Raw genomic sequence first — 16,907 nt, 5'->3', positions numbered from 1 at the left:
CCTGATCTAGTCGGCTCCCACCGGATCCGGGAGGCCCTGGCGGCCGACGTCCGCGATGCGCAGCGCCGCGTCGGCGGTGGCCTCCGCGAAGGCGGCCACCGGGCGCGCCGGATCGGAGCGGTGGATCAGCATCACGCCTTCGATGAGGCCGAAGACGAGGTCGTTGCGGAGCACCAACCCTGCCCGGTCACCGGCGAGTTCGGTTCCGGCGCGGGTGCTGTCGAGCAACTCCCGGTAGATGTCCTTGAGTTCCTGGCGCATCCGGCGGAAGCGGGCGAAGCGCGCACCGGAGACCTCGGGCAACAGGTAGAGCGCGCCCAGGTTGTACGGTCCCCCGCACAGCAGCATCACGTCCGAGCGGCACAGCTCCCAGAGTCGGCGGGCGGCGGGCCGGCCCTCGTCCCGGACCAGCCGGCGGGCCAGCTCCAGGGAGGGCGCGACCGTGGACTCCAGGAGTTCGGCGAGGAGTTCCTCCTTGCCGCCGAAGTAGTGGTACATCGTGGCCTGGCGCATTCCGGCCCGTTCGGCCACGCCCCGCGTGGTGGTGGCCGCGTACCCCTTCACCGTGAACAGTTCGGCCGCCGCGTAGAGGAGTTCCTCGCGCGGCGGCCGCCCGCTCGCCGGTCTCAGCTGATCGGCGCGCGGCCGACCGACCCGTCTCGGCCCTTCGTCCGTTCCCCCAGTCATGGCCTGATTTTCTCACAGGACACATCGAAGCGATCATGGCAAGAGATGAGATCCGGCCATGACCACTTCTGGAGGAATCTCCAAGTCCGGCTATCCCACCGAGCTGTAGGCCACCACACCGCGCAGCAGCGCGTCCACCGCCTTGCGGGCGTTGCGGGCCACCGTGCTGCCTCCCGCGGAGGAGGGCGATCCCGTCGGCGGAACAGCGGCGGCGGAGGGCGCCGCGGCGGCCACCTGCCCCAGCACGTCGATGACCTGCTTGCACCAGCGCACGAAGTCACCGGCCGGCATCTCCGCCTCGCGCAGCACCTCGTCCAGGCTCTTGTCGGAGGCCCACTGGTACACCGCCCACGCGAAGCCGAGGTCCGGCTCGCGCTGGCCCACGCCCTCCGCCTGGTTGATGCCGTGGTCTTCCTCCAGCGCGTCGAGCCGGCCCCAGATGTGGACCATCTCGCCGAGCGCGGCCTTCGCCGCGCCGCCCGGCACCTTCGGCGCGACCGCGTCGTCGGACTGCCGGGCCTCGAAGACCAGCGCCGAGACGCAGGCGGCCAGTTCGGCCGGGCTCAGCCCCTCCCAGACGCCGGCCCGCAGGCACTCCGACGCCAGCAGGTCGAGCTCGCCGTAGAGCCGGGCGAGCCGGCGCCCGTGCGGGGTCACCTCGTCCTCGCGCAGGTAGTCCAGATCCGTCAGCAGCGCGTGGATCCGGTCGAAGGTGCGGGCGATGGTGTTCGTCCGGCCCTCGATGCGCTGCTCCAGCTGCCGCGTGTCCCGCTGGAGCCGGTGGTAGCGCTCCGCCCAACGGGCGTGGTCCTCGCGCTCGTCGCAGCCGTGGCACGGGTGCGCCCGCAGTGCGGTGCGCAGCCGCGTGATCTCCCGGTCGTCGGCCGCGGCCGCCCGCCCGCGCGCGCGGCGCTCCACGGTGATGTGCCCGGCCTTGGTCCGCAGCTGGGACGCGAGGTCCCGACGGGACTGCGGGGAACGGGCGTTGAACGTCTTGGGGATCCGCATCCGCTCGATGGCCTCGACGGGGACCGGGAAGTCGATCCCGGCGAGCCGCTTGACCTGCCGCTCCACGGTGAGCACCAGCGGGCGCGGGCCCTCGGTGTACTCCTGCCCGCGGTGCCCGTTGGACCGCCCGGCCGGAACCCCCGGGTCCAGCACCAGGGCAAGACCTGCGAACTTGCCCGTCGGCACGTGGATGATGTCGCCCGGCTTGAGCTTCTCCAGCGACGCGGCCGCCTGCGCCCGGCGCTGGGCCGCGCCCTGCTTGGCCAGGTCGTTCTCGCGGTCCTTGAGGTCGCGGCGCAGCCGCGCGTACTCCTCGAAATCACCGAGGTGGCAGGTCATGCCCTCCCGGTAGCCGTCCAGGCCCTCCTCGTTGCGCTGCACCTGCCGGGAGATCCCGACGACCGAGCGGTCGGCCTGGAACTGCGCGAAGGAGGTCTCCAGCAGCTCGCGCGAGCGGTGCCGCCCGAACTGCTGGACCAGGTTGACGGCCATGTTGTACGAGGGCTTGAAGCTGGAGCGCAGCGGATACGTACGGGTACCCGCGAGCCCGGCCAGGCCCGCCGGGTCCATGCCCCGCTGCCACAGCACCACCGCATGGCCCTCGACGTCGATGCCGCGCCGCCCGGCCCGCCCCGTGAGCTGCGTGTACTCGCCGGGGGTGATGTCGGCGTGCTGTTCGCCGTTCCACTTGACGAGCTTCTCCAGGATGACCGTGCGCGCCGGCATGTTGATGCCCAGCGCCAGGGTCTCGGTGGCGAAGACCGCCTTCACCAGACCCCGTACGAACAGCTCCTCCACGACCTCCTTGAAGGTCGGCAGCATGCCCGCGTGGTGCGCGGCGATGCCCCGCTCCAGGCCTTCGAGCCATTCGTAGTACCCCAGGACGTGCAGGTCCTCGGTGGGGATGGAGGCGGTCCGCTCCTCCACGATCTCGCGCACCTTCAGGCGTGCGGTGTCGTCGTTGAGCCGCAGCCCCGCGTACAGGCACTGCTGGACCGCGGCTTCGCAGCCGGCCCTGCTGAAGATGAAGTTGATGGCGGGCAGCAGCCCGTCGCCGTCCAGCCGGGCGATGACCTCGGGGCGCGAGGGGGTCCAGATCCGGCCGCGGGAGCGCCGCTCGCGCTCGCGGTCGGCCTCGCGGACCATCTTTCCGCGCCGCCGGTCCTTCGGATTGTACCGGCTGCTGTTCTCCTCGCGCGCCATCCGCAGCAGGTCGGGGTTGACCTCGCGGCGCGCGGAGCCGCGGCCGCCGTGGTCGGACCCCTCCTCGAAGAGGTCGTAGATCCGCCGGCCGGCCATGACGTGCTGCCACAGCGGTACGGGCCGCTCCTCGGAGACGATCACCTCGGTGTCGCCGCGCACGGTGTCGAGCCAGTCGCCGAACTCCTCGGCGTTGGAGACGGTCGCCGAGAGCGAGACCAGGGTCACCGACTCGGGGAGGTGAATGATCACTTCCTCCCAGACGGCTCCGCGGAACCGGTCGGAGAGGTAGTGCACCTCGTCCATCACCACGTAGCCGAGGCCCAGGAGCGCCTGCGAGCCCGCATACAGCATGTTGCGGAGCACCTCGGTGGTCATGACCACGATCGGCGCCTCGGAGTTGACGCTGTTGTCGCCGGTGAGCAGGCCTACCTTGTCGGCGCCGTGGCGCTTGGCGAGGTCGGCGTACTTCTGGTTCGACAGGGCCTTGATGGGCGTGGTGTAGAAGCACTTGCGGCCCTGCTGGAGGGCCAGGTGCACGGCGAACTCGCCGACGATCGTCTTGCCCGAGCCGGTCGGGGCGGCCACGAGGACGCCCTTGCCCGCTTCCAGTGCCTTGCAGGCCTCGATCTGGTAGGGATCCAGGTCGAATTCGTACATCTCGCGGAAGGGCGCCAGTGCCGTGGCCTCTTCGGCGGCGCGGATCCGGGCAGCGGCGTACCGCTCGGCGGGAGAAAGTTCTTCGGTCATCTTGTTGTCGAGCCTACCCGCCGCCTCTGACAACAGTCGCGATCTTTTGTGCGGGCCCGGACGTCCTACGCCAGGAGCCGCAGGGCCGCCGGGACGCACCGCGCGCTCACCGGGAGCGGCCCCAGCGGCTCGCCGTCCGCGTAGGCCGTGATGCCGGCCGCCTCCAGCGTCACCTTCGCAGCCCGGTGGACGGTGACCTTCGGATGGTCGAGGTGGGTGCCCTTGTAGACCCGCGGGAAGACCTTCAGCAGGGTGGCCCGGCTGCAGTCGCCGACGACCGTGACGTCGAACAGCCCGTCGTCGGGGACGGCGTCCGCGCAGATGCGCATGCCGCCGCCGTAGGAGGAGCCGTTGCCGACGGCCACCAGCGTGGCCTCGGTCTCGATGACCGGGCCGCCGTCCAGGGTGATCCGGTACGGGAACGGCCGGAAGGCGGCCAGTTCCATGGCCATCGCCAGGTCGTACTTGAACCGGCCGGCCGGCAGCCGCATCCGGTTGCCCCGGTCGTTGACCCGCGAGTCGAAACCGGAGCACAGCACGGTTCCGTACCAGGTGTCCCCGTCGGCCGCACCGGCCCCGCCGGCCGCCCGGTCCGGCCCGCCCGCCCCGCGGACCCGGCCGAGGTCGATCTCGCGGACCCGGCCCTCCTTGAGCGCCTCGGCGGCCAGCCGGCCCGCCCGCGCGGGTTCCCGTACGGGCAGTCCCATCGCGCGCGCGAAGTCGTTCCCGGTGCCCACCGCGACCACCCCGAGCGGCACCAGGCTGCCCGCCAGCGCCTGCAGCGCGAGGGAGACCATCCCGTCACCGCCGACCGCGATCACCGCCCCGGTGCCCTCCCGCACCGCGGCGCGCAGCCGCGCCAGGGCGTCCGGGGCATCGCCGCCGACGACGGTCCGCACCGAGAAACCGGCGTCGCGAAGCGCGGAAGCGGCCGGCTGCGCGGCGTGCGCGGCCCGGCCGCTTCCGGCGGTGGGATTGACGAAGAGGGTGATCTCGGCGCTCACCCGCGGGAATGTACCTGCCAGGGCGGGCCCGCGTCGATCAGGTGGCGTCGTCGTAGCCGTTGATCCGCTGGCGGCCGCCGTCGGCCTGCTCGGGCAGGGCGCTCGGGGCCGGCACGGACTCGATCGCGCCGAGCTCCGCCGGCGTCAGGTCCAGCTCGGAGGCCTCGTCGTCGTCCAGGCCCGCGTCGGGGTTGCTCCGTGCCCGCCTGCGGTCGTTGATCCAGCAGACGAGGAGCGCGACGAAGTACAGGGTGACGATCGGCGCGGCCAGCGCCAGCATCGTCAGCGGGTCACCGGTGGGCGTCGCGAACGCGGCGAAGACGGTGATGCCCAGCACCATCGCCCGCCACCAGCTCGCGAGCCGCTTCGCGGTCAGCACCCCGGTGACGTTGAGCAGGATCAGCAGCAGCGGCAGCTCGAAGGCCAGGCCGAAGACGATGACCATGCGCGTGATCAGGTCGAGGTAGTCGTCGACCGGCAGCAGGTTGCGCGCGTTCTCGGGGGTGAACTCCAGCAGGATCACCGCGGTCTGCGGCAGGACCTTGTACGCGAGGACCGCGCCGGCGCCGAACAGCGGCGCACCGATCGCCACGAACCCGACGGCGTACTTCCGCTCGTGATTGTGCAGACCCGGGGCCACGAAGGCCCACAGCTGGTACAGCCACACCGGCGCCGAGAGCACCACACCGGCGGTGAGCGAGACCTTCAGGGCGATGGAGAACGGCGCGATGAGACCGTTGACCGTCATGTCGGCGCAGGGGTTCCCGTTGCGCTGCTCGACCACGCCGTTCCTACAGCCGACCGAGTCGAGAATCGGCTTCATCATGAAGTCGATGAGGTCCTTGTAGAAGAACGCGGCCACGATGGTGATCACGAGGACCGCGAGGACCGCCTTCAGCAGCCGGTCCCTCAGCTCACGCAGGTGCTCGACAAGAGGCATCCGCCCTTCGGCGTCCTTTGCCTTCCGGTCCTGCTTCTCCTGCTTGCGGGCAGACTTGAGCAACCCACGTCCCTTGTCTCGTTGCAGATGACTGGTGCGACCGCGACCGGCCGGTGTCAGCCCTGCGTGGTGTGGTTGGGCTCGTTCACGGGGCGCGCGCTGGTGACGTCACCGGGCGAGGCCTGGATCGTGCGCGGAGCCGGGGTCTGCTGCTGGGGCGCCGGGTCGGCGACGGAAGCGGCGGTGGCGGCGTCCTCCGCCTCCCCCTCCTTCTTCATCGCCTTCGCCTCGCTCTTGAGGATGCGGGCGGACTTGCCGAGCGAGCGGGCCATGTCGGGAAGCTTCTTGGCACCGAACAGCAGGAAGATCACGGCGACGATCAGGAGGATTTCGAGGGGCTTCAGGTTGCCGATCATGTGTGTCTTCCTTCTCACCGAAACGGCTGGTTGTGGTAGTCAACACGGCCCCGACCGAGATCGGTAAGCCGTTCTGACATGGATCGTAACCCCCGGGGGTTAACGCCAGGCAATCCCCTGGGGCATCACCGCATGCGTGGTCAGACAGTACGACGGTTGCCCGACGATGGCTATGGCCGCACGGAGCGCCCGGCCCTGGCCAGGCCCGTCGCGGCCTGCTCCAGGTCCGCGGAGGCCTCCGCGATCCGGCGCCCGGCGTCCGCGACCTGGACGGAAAGCCGGCGCACCTCGACGAAGACCCGCACGGCGAGGACGGCGAGGACGGCGAGCCCGAGGAAACCCAGAGCGATTGCGAACATCGGCCACAGCATGGGACGAGCCTAGGCCACCGCCCGGCTCAGACGCTGCGCAGGGTGCTCACGCCGCCACCGGTCAGCAGTTCCACGATGCGCTCACCGGCCGGTTTGCGCACCGGAGCTCCGCACTCGGGACAGGTGAAGGAATAGAAGGTCGTACGCCGGCTGCCGCCGATGGCCAGGCGCAGCGCTCCCGCGTCCAGCTCGAAGCGGGCCCGGCAGTCGGGACAGGACGCCTTGAACGCGACGGACATCGCGCGGATCCCCCCTCGGCCCCTCAGCCCTGTTCCCCGACCGTGCCGCTCTCGACCGCCCCGCCCCCGACGGTCCCGCCCGCGACCGCCGTGTCCTCCACGGCCTGGTCCTCGTACCCGGCGAGCGCCTCCCGGGCCGCCCGGCGGGCGCTTTCCGCCAGCTCCACCGGGGCCACGATCCGCCCCTCGCGGCCCAGCCGCAGCGCCAGGCGCCGCAGCGAGCCCGGGTCAGGGGTGCGCAGGGTGATCCGCAGGCCCCCCTCGGGCAGCTCCTCGGCACTGTCGTGCGGGTAGTACTCGGCCACCCAGCGCCCGCCGGGACCGACCTCGACCACGACCTCCGGGTCCTCGGCGGCCGGCTGGACCAGCCCCTCGGACAGATCGCGGGGCTCGATGGCGGGCGGATCGGCCCGCTCGTCCAACAGCCTGATCTCGGCCACCCGGTCCAGGCGGAAGGTGCGCCGGGCCTCGGAGAGGTGACACCACCCCTCCATGTAGGTGTGCCCGACGGCGAACAGCCGGATCGGGTCGACCTTGCGTTCGGTGAGCTCGTCGCGCGCCGGCGAGTAGTAGCGCAGCCACAGCCGGCGCCGCTCGGCGATGGCCCGGTCCACGTCGGCGAAGACCCCGCCCTCGGACTCGAAGGTCACCGAGAGCCGGGAACTGGCCCCCGCCACCTCCCCCGCGGCCGCCTCCAGCTTGGCGGTGGCCCGCAGCAGGGCCTGGCGGTCGCCCTCGCGCAGCCCCGGCAGCGTGGCCACGGCGCGCGCCGCCACCAGCAGCGCCGTCGCCTCGTCGGCGGCCAGCCGCAGCGGCTCCGCGGTGGACTCCCCCGAGGCATCGGGATTGCGCCACCAGATGCGCTCCCCGTCCGTGTCGATGTCGAGCAGGTCACCGCCCCGGAAGCTGGTCCCGCACATGGGCAGCACGTCGAGGTCCGAAATCAGCTCGTCCTCGGTGATCCCGAAGGCCCGGGCCACGTCCGCGACGTGCGCACCCGGGCGCTCGCGCAGGTACGTCACCAAGGACAGCATCCGGCGCGTCTGGTCGATGGCGTTGGCAGCCATGCTGGTACGTCTCCCCCTCAGGGCGTTGCTCACTGATCTTGCCCGGTCCACCCGCTCCCGCGCGCGGCTGCGCGCGGCCCGGTTCAGCCCTTGGCCACGGCCCGCAGCCGGTCCACCACGTCGGCCCGCAGATCGGCCGGCTCCAGCACCACGACATCCGGGCCGAACTCCACCAGCCAGGCGTCCAGCCCGTGCCCGTACGGGATCTCCAGCTCGTCCCAGCCCGCCCCGCCGGCCCCCTCCCGCACCGCCGTGGCCTTGGCCCGCAGCGGATAGCCCGCCCCCGCGCGCAACCGGATCAGCGCGGAACGCTCCGCACTCTCCCCGGCCCAGCTCGCCACGGTCTCCCGTACCGTCACCACGTCCGGGACCTCGGCGGTGTACTTGGCGGCACGCGAACGGACCTTGCCCGTGATCCGGGAGAGCCGGAACACGCGCTCGGCCCCGCGGTCGCGGTCGAAGCCCGCCAGGTACCAGTGCCCCCGCCAGCACTCCAGGGCCCACGGCTCGACCTGGCGGCTCTCGGGGCGGGCGGCGGTGGACTTGCGGTAGTCGAAGACCACCGGGCGGCGATCGCGGCAGGCGAGCATCAGCGGCTCGAAGGCCGTCTCGTGGACCGGGATCCGCGGTTCGATGGCACTGTGCTGGCCCTCGTACGGATCCGAGGCCTCCGGCATGCCGCCGGCGCGCAGCTTCTGCAGGGCGCCACTGGCCGCCCCGGCGAGCCGGGCCTGCTGCCAGACCTTGGCGGCGAGCCCCAGGGCCGCGGCCTCCTCGGCGTCCAGCGCCACCGGCGGCAGCCGGTTGGAATCCCGGCGGGCCAGGTAGCCGGTGTCGCCCTCCAGGTTCTCGACGGTCTCGATGACCAGCCCGAGCTCCCGCAGATCATCCTTGTCCCGCTCGAACATGCGGTTGAAGGACTCGTCGTTCCCGGCTTCCATGTAGGCCTCGATGGAACCGCGCAGTTCCCGCTTGCTGAGCGGCCGACGCGTCCCCAGCAGACACAGCGCCAGATTCATCAGCCGCTCGGCCTTGGCAATCGCCATCGACGCCCATCCGCCCTTCCAGACCTTCGAGTCGTGTCCCCGGTACACCCTCGTGACCGCTGACCGTACCGCCCCGATGGTCCTGGGCAAAAGCGAGGGCCCCCGCCTTCACGACAGGGGCCCCGCACGCTTCACAGCGTCACTTCACGGCGGACCGATCAGGCGGCCATCAGGTCGCACACGAAGATCAGCGTCTCGCCCGGCTTGATGGCACCGCCGGCGCCACGGTCGCCGTACGCCAGGTGGGCCGGGATGACCAGCTTGCGGCGGCCGCCGACCTTCATGCCCTGGATGCCCGTGTCCCAGCCGGAGATGACCTGGCCGATACCGAGCTGGAACTGCAGCGGCGCGCCGCGGCCCCAGGAGGCGTCGAACTCCTCACCGGTCGAGTAGGCCACGCCCACGTAGTGGACGGAGACCCGGGAACCGGCCTTGGCCTCGGCGCCCTCGCCCTCCCAGATGTCCTCGATCACGAGGTCCGCCGGGACCGGGAAATCGGGGAAGTCGATCTCGGGCTTCTCGAGCTTGTCGCTCACGGAACTGCTCCTCAAAAACTTACGAACAGGGGGACAACCTGGACAGTCTTACACCACGGCGAGGATGTCGAGGCTGAAGACCAGCGTCGAATTGGCCGGGATGGTCCCCTGCTCCTTGTCACCGAAACCCTGGTCCGCCGGGATGACCAGCAGGATGCGGCTGCCGGCCTTCTTGCCGACGATCCCGTCCTTCAGGCCCTTGACCTGAAGCTCCGCGAGCGGCCACGTCACCGTCGTGTCGGTGCCGTACGTGCTCTCGAACGTCTTGTCGTCCTTCCACGTCTTGCCGTTGAACTTGACGACGACGCTGTCGGTGTCCTTCACGACGGCGCCGTCGCTCTCCAGGACGTAGTTCGACACGAGCTTCGCCGGCGGCGCGACGTCCTTCGGGACGGCCAGGGAGACTTCCTTGCCGTCCGTGTTCGTACCGACCTTCGGCAGGGCGGCGTCCGTCTGCGGGACCTCCTTGCCCTTGGCCGAAACCGGGATGGAGGTGGCCTTGACGATGTCCACGACGAAGACCAGCGTGGCGTTCGGCTTGATCTTCTCGCCCGAGCCCTGCTCGCCGTACCCGAGGTCCGGCGGAATCACGAGCTCCAGCCGACTGCCGACCTTCTTGCCCTCCAGGCCCTGGTCCCAGCCCTTGATGACCTGGCCCGCGCCGACGGTCACGTCGAACGGCTTGCCCTTGCCGAAGCTCTGGTCGAAGGGCTCCTTGCCGTCCCAGACCTGACCGAGGTAGTTGACCTGGGCGATGTCGCCCTTCTTCAGCGCCGGGCCGTCACCCTCGCTGATGGTCACCACCTTCAGTTCCTTCGGCGGGTTGCCCTTCCCCTGCGACAGGGTGGGGGTCTCCCCGAACTTGGCGCCCTTCGTGATCGCGGGCGCCCCGTTCTTCATCTCGGCGGAGTCGGAGCCGCTGTCGCCACAGGCCGCTGTCGACAGCAGCAGAAGGGGTACGACAAGCAGGCCGGCAAGTCGGCGCACGTGTTCCTCAGATCTCAGACGGCACATAGGTCGTCGCCACTCTAAGGCGTGGACAGGGCCCCGTACGAGATCCGTACGAGGCCCTGGCCAAGATCAGTGCGATGTCACACGACGCCACACGGCGCCCCGTCCACCCTCACATCCCCGCGATCAGCTTCTCCACCCGGTCGTCCACCGACCGGAACGGGTCCTTGCACAGCACCGTGCGCTGCGCCTGGTCGTTCAGCTTCAGATGCACCCAGTCGACCGTGAAGTCCCGCCGCTGCTCCTGCGCACGGCGGATGAAGTCACCCCGCAACCGCGCCCTCGTCGTCTGCGGAGGCACCGACTTGCCCTCGAAGATCTTCAGGTCGTTGCAGATCCGCGCCGCCTGCCCCTTGCGCTCCAGCAGGTAGTACAGTCCGCGCCGGCGATGGATGTCGTGATACGCGAGGTCTATCTGAGCCACCCGCGGATTCGACATCGTCATGTTGTGCTTCGCCCGGTACCGCTCGATCAGCTGGTACTTCATCACCCAGTCGATCTCGGTCCCGATCCGGTCCAGGTCCTCCGCCTCGATCGCATCCAGCGTCCGGCCCCACAGCTCCAGCACCTGGTCCACGACACCCGTACGGATCCCGCGGCGCTCCGCGAAGTCCACCGCCTTGTCGTAGTACTCCCGCTGGATCTCCAGCGCCGAAGCCTCCCGGCCACTCGCCAGCCGCACCTTGCGCTGACCCGTGATGTCGTGACTGACCTCCCGGATCGCCCGGATCGGGTTCTCCAGCGTCAGATCCCGCATCACCGTGCCCGCCTCGATCATGCGCAGCACCAGATCGGTCGCCCCGACCTTCAGCAGCATGGTCGTCTCGGACATGTTCGAGTCGCCCACGATCACGTGCAGACGCCGGTAACGCTCCGCGTCCGCATGCGGCTCGTCCCGCGTGTTGATGATCGGCCGCGAACGCGTCGTGGCCGAACTGACACCCTCCCAGATGTGCTCGGCCCGCTGGCTCACGCAGTAGACCGCGCCCCGGGGCGTCTGCAGCACCTTGCCCGCACCGCAGATCAGCTGCCGCGTGACGAGGAACGGGATCAGAATGTCCGCCAGCCGGGAGAATTCCCCGTGCCGGGCCACCAGGTAGTTCTCATGGCAGCCGTACGAGTTTCCCGCCGAGTCGGTGTTGTTCTTGAACAGATAGACGTCGCCCGCGATTCCCTCCTCGTGCAGGCGGCGTTCGGCATCGACGAGCAGGCCTTCGAGAATGCGCTCGCCGGCCTTGTCGTGGGTGACCAGTTCGATCAGGTTGTCGCATTCGGGAGTTGCATACTCCGGATGCGAACCCACGTCGAGGTAGAGGCGGGCGCCGTTCCGCAGGAAGACATTGCTACTGCGGCCCCATGACACAACACGGCGGAAGAGGTAGCGCGCCACTTCGTCAGGAGACAGTCGGCGCTGTCCCCTGAACGTGCACGTGACGCCGTACTCGTTCTCCAGCCCGAAAATGCGGCGGTCCATGACTGAACATTACGCCTTCTGCTCTGTTCTGAAACCGAGTTCGCAGGCGCCGTTTCGATCATTTTCCCGAGGGACCACCCCACCACCCGCCCGCCACACACCCGCCGGCCGGCCACCACGCACGCCCCGCACACCCACCGGCCCCGCCCGGTGCCCCATCTAAGACCCCGTCACAGAGGCCTCCGCAGAGCCCTCCAACGGCCCCGCCGAGCCCACCGCCGACTGCCCCGCCACCGACCCCGGCGCCGAACCGGCCACCGCACGACTCGCACCCGGACGCCCCAGCACCCGCTGAGTGACCGTCAACACCAGCAACGCCGCACCACCGGCCACACTCGCCACCGCGAACCCCGCCGCCGTACCCCCCGCCTCCACCGCAGGACCCGCCGCCGCCGTACCGATCGCGGCGCCCACCCCGAAGAACGTCACCAACCACGAGAACGCCTCCGTCACCGTCCCCACCGGAGCATGCCGGTCCACCACGATGAACGCACACGCCAGAGCCGGAGCCAGGAACACCCCCGCCAGTGCCGCGAACCCCGTCATCGCCACCACACCCGGCACCAGCATCAACGGCAGATAACACACCGCCAGCAACGCCAGCAGCAACCAGAGCCGCCGCTCCGGCGCACCCGCCCACTGCCGCGCCCCGTACAGCACACCACCGAACAGCGCACCCAGACCCAGAGCCGCCATCAGCCAGCCGTACACCGCCTGCCCCCCGTGCTCGTCCGCGTACGCCACACCCGCCACCGTGATCGACCCCAGCGCCGTCCCCACGAAGAAGAACGCCCCCAGCAACGCCAGCAGACCCCGCGAACGCAGCGCCCCCAGCCAGTGCGCCTCCCGCGGCTCCGAACGCCACGTACGCGAAGGCTCGGACACCACGACCGACAGCGCCCCCAGCACCCCGATCCCGTTGATCACCAACAGCGCCGCCGCCGGATCCCACAGCGCCACGCACAGCGTCACCAGCAGCGGCCCCACCGTGAACATGACCTCCTGGGCCACCGCGTCCATCGCGTACGCCGCGTGCACCCGCTCCTCCTTGCCCCCCAGCACGCTCGGCCACAGCGCCCGCAGCCCGCCCTCCAGCGGCGGCGTGAACAACCCGGCGACCACCACCGCCGCGTACGCCACCACCACCGAACCGGTACCGGCCGACGCCAGCCACACCATGCCCAGCGCCGACACCACCGCCGCGGGCAACTGCACCCGCGGCTGCCCGAACAGGTCCACCGCCCGACCCAGCAACGGCTGCCCCACCGCGTTCGACACCCCGTACGCGGCGGCCAGCGCCCCCGCCAGGCTGTAGCTGCCACCCTCCGCCCGGGTGAACAGCACGATCGCGATCGGCCCCGTCCCGTTCGGCAGCCGGCCTATGAGCGTGCCCACCAACAGCCTCGCGGCATGCCGTGTCCTGAGCAGCTCCGCGTAACCCGCGGCCATGTCCGCCCCCTCCTGCCCGGAACCAGCCGGGAGACTTAGTAATACGTATAACGCGACCGGTCATACGTACCATGACCCCAGACCGGCGGTCCACCCGCCGAACCCCGCCAACCCCCCGCGACCTCGCACTACAGGAGCACCGTGTGACGAGACCCACCAGCCGCGACGTGGCCGCAGCCGCCGGAGTCTCCCAGGCCACCGTCTCCCTCGTCCTCGGCGACAAATGGCACGGCCGCGTCTCCCAGCGCACCGCCGACCACGTCCGCCACACCGCCACCGAACTCGGCTACCGCCCCAACCTCGCCGCCCGCAACCTCCGCCTCGGCTCCACCCGCACCGCCCTCCTCGTCGTCCCCGCCCTCACCAACGAATTCTTCGCCCGCGTCTACACCGGCGCCGCCCGCATCGCCGCCGAACACGGCTTCGGCGTCGTCCTCTACCCCTCCCCCGACGGCACCGGCCCCGCTCGCGACCCCTTCGCCTCCGCCCGCGCCGCCCTCGACGGAGTCATCGCCTCCTCCATGGCCGCCGACGCCCTCCACGCCCTCGGCGGCGACGAACTCCCCCTCGTCATGCTCGACAGCGACCCCACCGCCGGCACCGCCCACGCCCACGTCAACCTCGCCATCGCCGACGGCATGCGCCAAACCGCCGAACACCTCCTCACCCACGGCCACCACCGCTTCCTCCACCTCGCCTCGGCCATCGACTCCTGGACCTTCGACGTCCGCGCCAACGCCCTGGCCGCCCTCCTGCCGCCCACCGCGCAGCTGCGCACCGTACGGGCCCACCTCAGCGTGGAAGCCGCCCGTACGGCCACGGAGAGCGCCCTGGACACCCCCGCGGACCGCCGTCCCACCGCCGTCGTCTGCGACGACGACATCCTGGCCGCCGGCGCCTGCAAAGCCGCCCGCCGCCTCGGCCTGCGCATTCCCGAGGACCTCTCCGTCACCGGCTTCGACGACCTCGCCCTCGCCACCGCCGTCGAACCCGAACTCACCACCGTCCACCTCCCCGCCGAACGCGTCGGCGAACAGGGCATGACCGCCCTCCTCGCCGTCCTCGAAGGCACCCCCTGGACCCCGGCCGACATCCCGGTCCGACTCGTCGTCCGCGACTCCTCGGGCCCGGCACCGACCACCTGAGCCCCCGGGACCCGGACACCCGAGGCCCCGGACACGCGAAAGCGCCCCCGACCCGAAGGCCAGGGGCGCTCACCCGCTCGTTTCCCGCTCTACTCGGCTTCCTCTTCGGGAGCCTCGTCGTTCGACACGGCATCCGCCTGGGCCGCCGCCGGCACGTCCGCCTCCAGCAGCCGCGCCAGCTGCCGGCCGCGGATCCGCTTGAACTTGCGCTGCTGGGCCCGCGTACGGTCCAGCACCGCCACCTCCAGCCGCTCCGCCGGAATCGACTTGTCCGTACCGTTCGCCTGGCTCGACAGCGCCTGCACCGCCAGCTTCAGCGCCTCGGACAGGGTCATCCCGTCCTGGTGCCGCTGATCGAGGTAGGTACTGATCTGCTCGGCGTTGCCACCGACCGCGACCGAGCCGTGCTCGTCCACGATCGACCCGTCGTGCGGCAGCCGGTAGATCTGGTCACCCGCGGCGGTCGCACCGACCTCCGCCACCACCAGCTCCACCTCGTACGGCTTCTCCCCCGCACTCGAGAAGATCGTGCCGAGCGTCTGCGCGTAGACGTTCGCCAGCCCACGGGCCGTCACATCGTCACGGTCGTAGGTGTATCCACGCAGATCCGCGTACCGCACACCGCCGATCCGCAGGTTCTCGTACTCGTTGTACTTGCCGGCGGCCGCGAAGCCGATCCGGTCGTAGATCTCGCTGAACTTGTGCAGCGCACGGGACGGGTTCTCACCGACGAACACGATGCCGTCGGCGTACTGGATCACAACAAGGCTGCGACCGCGGGCGATGCCCTTGCGGGCGTATTCCGCCCGGTCGGCCATGGCCTGCTGGGGTGACACATAGAACGGAGTCGACACCGGCTTTCCGTCCCTTTCTTCTGGACGACGAGGAGGTCAGAGCGGGGCTGGTCAGAGCAGAGCGGCGCGCGGACCGTCGGGCTGCTCCAGCCGCCGGTTCGTGATCTTGCGGGCCAGCTCCGAGGACTCCTCGTCCGACAGCCTGCGGAATCCCTCGTCGGTCATGACGGTGACGATGGGGTAGATGTGGCGGTAGAGGTCCGGACCGCCCGTGGCCGAGTCGTCGTCGGCGGCGTCGTACAACGCCTGCACGACGAGCGTCGTGGCCTCCTCCTCCGTCAGCTTGGAGTGGTACAGCTTCTTCATCGAGCCGCGCGCGAAGATCGAGCCCGAGCCGGTCGCGGCGAAGCCGTGCTCCTCGGAGCGGCCGCCGGTCACGTCGTAGGAGAAGATCCGCCCCTTCTCCTTGGCCTCGTCGTACCCCGCGAAGAGCGGCACGACGGCCAGCCCCTGCATCGCCATGCCCAGATTGCTCCGGATCATGGTGGAGAGCCGGTTCGCCTTACCTTCGAGACTGAGGGTCGCCCCCTCCACCTTCTCGAAGTGCTCCAGCTCCAGCTGGAACAGCTTCACCATCTCCACGGCCAGACCGGCGGTGCCGGCGATGCCGACGGCGGAGTACTCGTCCGCCGGGAACACCTTCTCGATGTCCCGCTGCGCGATCATGTTCCCCATGGTCGCCCGCCGGTCACCGGCGAGCACGACCCCGCCGGGGAAGGTGGCGGCCACGATGGTCGTCCCGTGCGGCGCCTCGATGACCCCGTCGGGCAGCTTCCGGTTGCCCGGGAGCATCTCGGGCTGGTGAGCCCCGAGGAAGTCCATGAAGGACGACGACCCCGGCGTCAGGAAGGCTGCCGGCAGACGCCCTGTGCTTCGAGTGTTGGGTTCCACAGGTTTCCTTCCAGATATGAGACGACCCTACGAGCTGCGTCGGGATCGTCTCCCAACTTGCCGATGGCCGTGTTGCAGTTGAAGCAAAGTACGCCTCGGACCCTACCCGTGGTGTGGCAGTGATCCACATGTACCGCCGGGCCCCTTTTTTTGCAGATCAAGCAGATACCGCCCTGAGCGGCGATCATCTCGTCGCGATCGGCCTCGGTCATGCCGTACGAACGCTTGAGATGCCCCGCCCGGCTTTCGACTGCTCGGCACGCCTTACAACGTGTCGGCAATCCGTCCGAGGCCGTCTTGTTCCGGTCCCATTCCGAGTGCGGCTTGATCTCCTTGCATCGGCGGCAGAATTTGTGCCCCACGGGCGCTTCGACACGGGGACGCACATTCTTCCCCCTGGCTATCTGCCACTGCTGGTGATACTCGGCTGCGCACGGCCTGCAGTAGCACTGCAGGCCGTCACGCATGGCCCGGTTAGAAGCGAAATCATCGAGCGGCTTGATCAGTTCACACCGAGCGCACCGCTTGCCGACCTCCGACACTCACCCTCCCCGAAGAGTGTCACCTTCGAATCGAAGGTGAAATCACTCTCCACCCTTCTGAACGAAGGACCGCACGAAGTCCTCGGCGTTCTCCTCGAGCACATCATCGATTTCATCGAGTACCGAGTCGACGTCGTCGGAGAGCTTTTCCTGTCGCTCCTTGAGGTCGGTCGATTCTTCGACCGCGGCCTCCTCGACCTCCTCGGTCGAGCGCTGCGCCTTCTGCTGTCCGCCGCCGGTGTCCTTGGTCGCCATGTCTAGCTCACCCCGCTCGGTT

At 70.1% G+C, this 16,907-nt stretch carries 18 protein-coding genes; 1 reads left to right on the top strand and 17 read right to left on the bottom strand.

The genetic code is table 11. The features are described from left to right. Nucleotides 1-6: 6 nt before the first annotated feature. The 13 genes from ABZY57_RS03680 to ABZY57_RS03620 all read right to left on the bottom strand — a co-directional run bounded on the left by ABZY57_RS03680 (nt 7) and on the right by ABZY57_RS03620 (nt 13,198). The gene (locus ABZY57_RS03680; protein WP_356507744.1) at nt 7-687 is read right to left on the bottom strand and encodes a helix-turn-helix domain-containing protein; all 681 of its coding nucleotides are present in this window, start codon (nt 685-687) and stop codon (nt 7-9) included. A 90-nt stretch (nt 688-777) separates the two neighbouring features. Further along, the gene (locus ABZY57_RS03675; RefSeq protein ID WP_356507742.1) at nt 778-3,645 is read right to left on the bottom strand and encodes a DEAD/DEAH box helicase; all 2,868 of its coding nucleotides are present in this window, start codon (nt 3,643-3,645) and stop codon (nt 778-780) included. A gap of 65 nt (nt 3,646-3,710) precedes the next feature. After that, nucleotides 3,711-4,649 carry a diacylglycerol kinase gene (locus ABZY57_RS03670; protein ID WP_356507740.1) on the bottom strand — a complete coding sequence of 313 codons (939 nt, stop codon included), beginning with the start codon at nt 4,647-4,649 and terminating at the stop codon, nt 3,711-3,713. 37 nt (nt 4,650-4,686) lie between these two features. Then, the gene (gene tatC, locus ABZY57_RS03665) at nt 4,687-5,652 is read right to left on the bottom strand and encodes a twin-arginine translocase subunit TatC (protein WP_356507738.1); all 966 of its coding nucleotides are present in this window, start codon (nt 5,650-5,652) and stop codon (nt 4,687-4,689) included. A 53-nt stretch (nt 5,653-5,705) separates the two neighbouring features. Then, nucleotides 5,706-6,005 carry a Sec-independent protein translocase subunit TatA gene (gene tatA, locus ABZY57_RS03660; RefSeq protein WP_356507736.1) on the bottom strand — a complete coding sequence of 100 codons (300 nt, stop codon included), beginning with the start codon at nt 6,003-6,005 and terminating at the stop codon, nt 5,706-5,708. 170 nt (nt 6,006-6,175) lie between these two features. After that, entirely contained in the window at nt 6,176-6,376 is a 201-nt protein-coding gene (locus tag ABZY57_RS03655) for a hypothetical protein (protein ID WP_356507734.1), read from the bottom strand. Nucleotides 6,377-6,402: 26 nt separating this feature from the next. Further along, a complete protein-coding gene (locus tag ABZY57_RS03650; RefSeq protein WP_356507732.1) occupies nt 6,403-6,615 on the bottom strand; it encodes a hypothetical protein in 213 nt (70 codons plus the stop codon). 23 nt (nt 6,616-6,638) lie between these two features. After that, nucleotides 6,639-7,682, bottom strand: coding sequence for a WYL domain-containing protein (locus ABZY57_RS03645; RefSeq protein WP_356507730.1), 1,044 nt, complete (start codon nt 7,680-7,682; stop codon nt 6,639-6,641). 83 nt (nt 7,683-7,765) lie between these two features. Continuing rightward, a complete protein-coding gene (locus tag ABZY57_RS03640; RefSeq protein ID WP_356507728.1) occupies nt 7,766-8,728 on the bottom strand; it encodes a WYL domain-containing protein in 963 nt (320 codons plus the stop codon). A gap of 158 nt (nt 8,729-8,886) precedes the next feature. Further along, nucleotides 8,887-9,264 (bottom strand): FKBP-type peptidyl-prolyl cis-trans isomerase, encoded by a 378-nt coding sequence (locus tag ABZY57_RS03635; RefSeq protein ID WP_356507726.1) that lies wholly within the window; start codon nt 9,262-9,264, stop codon nt 8,887-8,889. Between the two features lie 48 nt (nt 9,265-9,312). Further along, nucleotides 9,313-10,251 carry an FKBP-type peptidyl-prolyl cis-trans isomerase gene (locus ABZY57_RS03630; RefSeq protein WP_356507724.1) on the bottom strand — a complete coding sequence of 313 codons (939 nt, stop codon included), beginning with the start codon at nt 10,249-10,251 and terminating at the stop codon, nt 9,313-9,315. A 136-nt stretch (nt 10,252-10,387) separates the two neighbouring features. Beyond that, the gene (gene pafA, locus ABZY57_RS03625; RefSeq protein ID WP_214948088.1) at nt 10,388-11,749 is read right to left on the bottom strand and encodes a Pup--protein ligase; all 1,362 of its coding nucleotides are present in this window, start codon (nt 11,747-11,749) and stop codon (nt 10,388-10,390) included. A 159-nt stretch (nt 11,750-11,908) separates the two neighbouring features. Beyond that, the gene (locus tag ABZY57_RS03620) at nt 11,909-13,198 is read right to left on the bottom strand and encodes an MFS transporter (RefSeq protein WP_356507721.1); all 1,290 of its coding nucleotides are present in this window, start codon (nt 13,196-13,198) and stop codon (nt 11,909-11,911) included. 143 nt (nt 13,199-13,341) lie between these two features. Here ABZY57_RS03620 and ABZY57_RS03615 point away from each other — a divergent pair, with 143 nt between their 5' ends. Beyond that, the gene (locus tag ABZY57_RS03615) at nt 13,342-14,343 is read left to right on the top strand and encodes a LacI family DNA-binding transcriptional regulator (protein WP_356507719.1); all 1,002 of its coding nucleotides are present in this window, start codon (nt 13,342-13,344) and stop codon (nt 14,341-14,343) included. Between the two features lie 89 nt (nt 14,344-14,432). Here the strand turns inward: ABZY57_RS03615 and prcA are convergent, their stop codons facing one another. The 4 genes from prcA to ABZY57_RS03595 all read right to left on the bottom strand — a co-directional run bounded on the left by prcA (nt 14,433) and on the right by ABZY57_RS03595 (nt 16,885). Then, a complete protein-coding gene (gene prcA, locus ABZY57_RS03610; RefSeq protein WP_356507717.1) occupies nt 14,433-15,197 on the bottom strand; it encodes a proteasome subunit alpha in 765 nt (254 codons plus the stop codon). A gap of 51 nt (nt 15,198-15,248) precedes the next feature. Further along, nucleotides 15,249-16,088 (bottom strand): proteasome subunit beta, encoded by an 840-nt coding sequence (gene prcB / locus ABZY57_RS03605; protein ID WP_356507715.1) that lies wholly within the window; start codon nt 16,086-16,088, stop codon nt 15,249-15,251. Then, nucleotides 16,040-16,555: an endonuclease VII domain-containing protein gene (locus tag ABZY57_RS03600; RefSeq protein WP_356507839.1), complete on the bottom strand. Its 516-nt coding sequence runs from the start codon at nt 16,553-16,555 to the stop codon at nt 16,040-16,042. Before ABZY57_RS03600 ends, prcB begins: the two co-directional genes overlap by 49 nt. A 117-nt stretch (nt 16,556-16,672) precedes the next feature. Further along, complete coding sequence (locus ABZY57_RS03595; protein ID WP_030294332.1) at nt 16,673-16,885, bottom strand: ubiquitin-like protein Pup; 213 nt, start codon at nt 16,883-16,885, stop codon at nt 16,673-16,675. Between the last annotated feature and the right edge of the window lie 22 nt (nt 16,886-16,907).

It is taken from the genome of Streptomyces sp. NPDC006450, from assembly GCF_040612195.1.
GTDB lineage: Bacteria > Actinomycetota > Actinomycetes > Streptomycetales > Streptomycetaceae > Streptomyces.
Note: the sequence above shows the minus strand (reverse complement) of the source record. Positions and strands in the feature narration are given on the sequence as shown.

Coding starts and splice junctions, on each gene's coding strand:
- ABZY57_RS03680 (WP_356507744.1), bottom strand. CDS start 687: ATGACTGGGGGAACGGACGAAGGGCCGAGACGGGTCGGTCGGCCGCGC.
- ABZY57_RS03675 (WP_356507742.1), bottom strand. CDS start 3,645: ATGACCGAAGAACTTTCTCCCGCCGAGCGGTACGCCGCTGCCCGGATC.
- tatA (WP_356507736.1), bottom strand. CDS start 6,005: ATGATCGGCAACCTGAAGCCCCTCGAAATCCTCCTGATCGTCGCCGTG.
- ABZY57_RS03655 (WP_356507734.1), bottom strand. CDS start 6,376: ATGCTGTGGCCGATGTTCGCAATCGCTCTGGGTTTCCTCGGGCTCGCC.
- ABZY57_RS03650 (WP_356507732.1), bottom strand. CDS start 6,615: ATGTCCGTCGCGTTCAAGGCGTCCTGTCCCGACTGCCGGGCCCGCTTC.
- ABZY57_RS03645 (WP_356507730.1), bottom strand. CDS start 7,682: ATGGCTGCCAACGCCATCGACCAGACGCGCCGGATGCTGTCCTTGGTG.
- ABZY57_RS03640 (WP_356507728.1), bottom strand. CDS start 8,728: ATGGCGATTGCCAAGGCCGAGCGGCTGATGAATCTGGCGCTGTGTCTG.
- pafA (WP_214948088.1), bottom strand. CDS start 11,749: ATGGACCGCCGCATTTTCGGGCTGGAGAACGAGTACGGCGTCACGTGC.
- ABZY57_RS03620 (WP_356507721.1), bottom strand. CDS start 13,198: ATGGCCGCGGGTTACGCGGAGCTGCTCAGGACACGGCATGCCGCGAGG.
- ABZY57_RS03600 (WP_356507839.1), bottom strand. CDS start 16,555: ATGCGTGACGGCCTGCAGTGCTACTGCAGGCCGTGCGCAGCCGAGTAT.
- ABZY57_RS03595 (WP_030294332.1), bottom strand. CDS start 16,885: ATGGCGACCAAGGACACCGGCGGCGGACAGCAGAAGGCGCAGCGCTCG.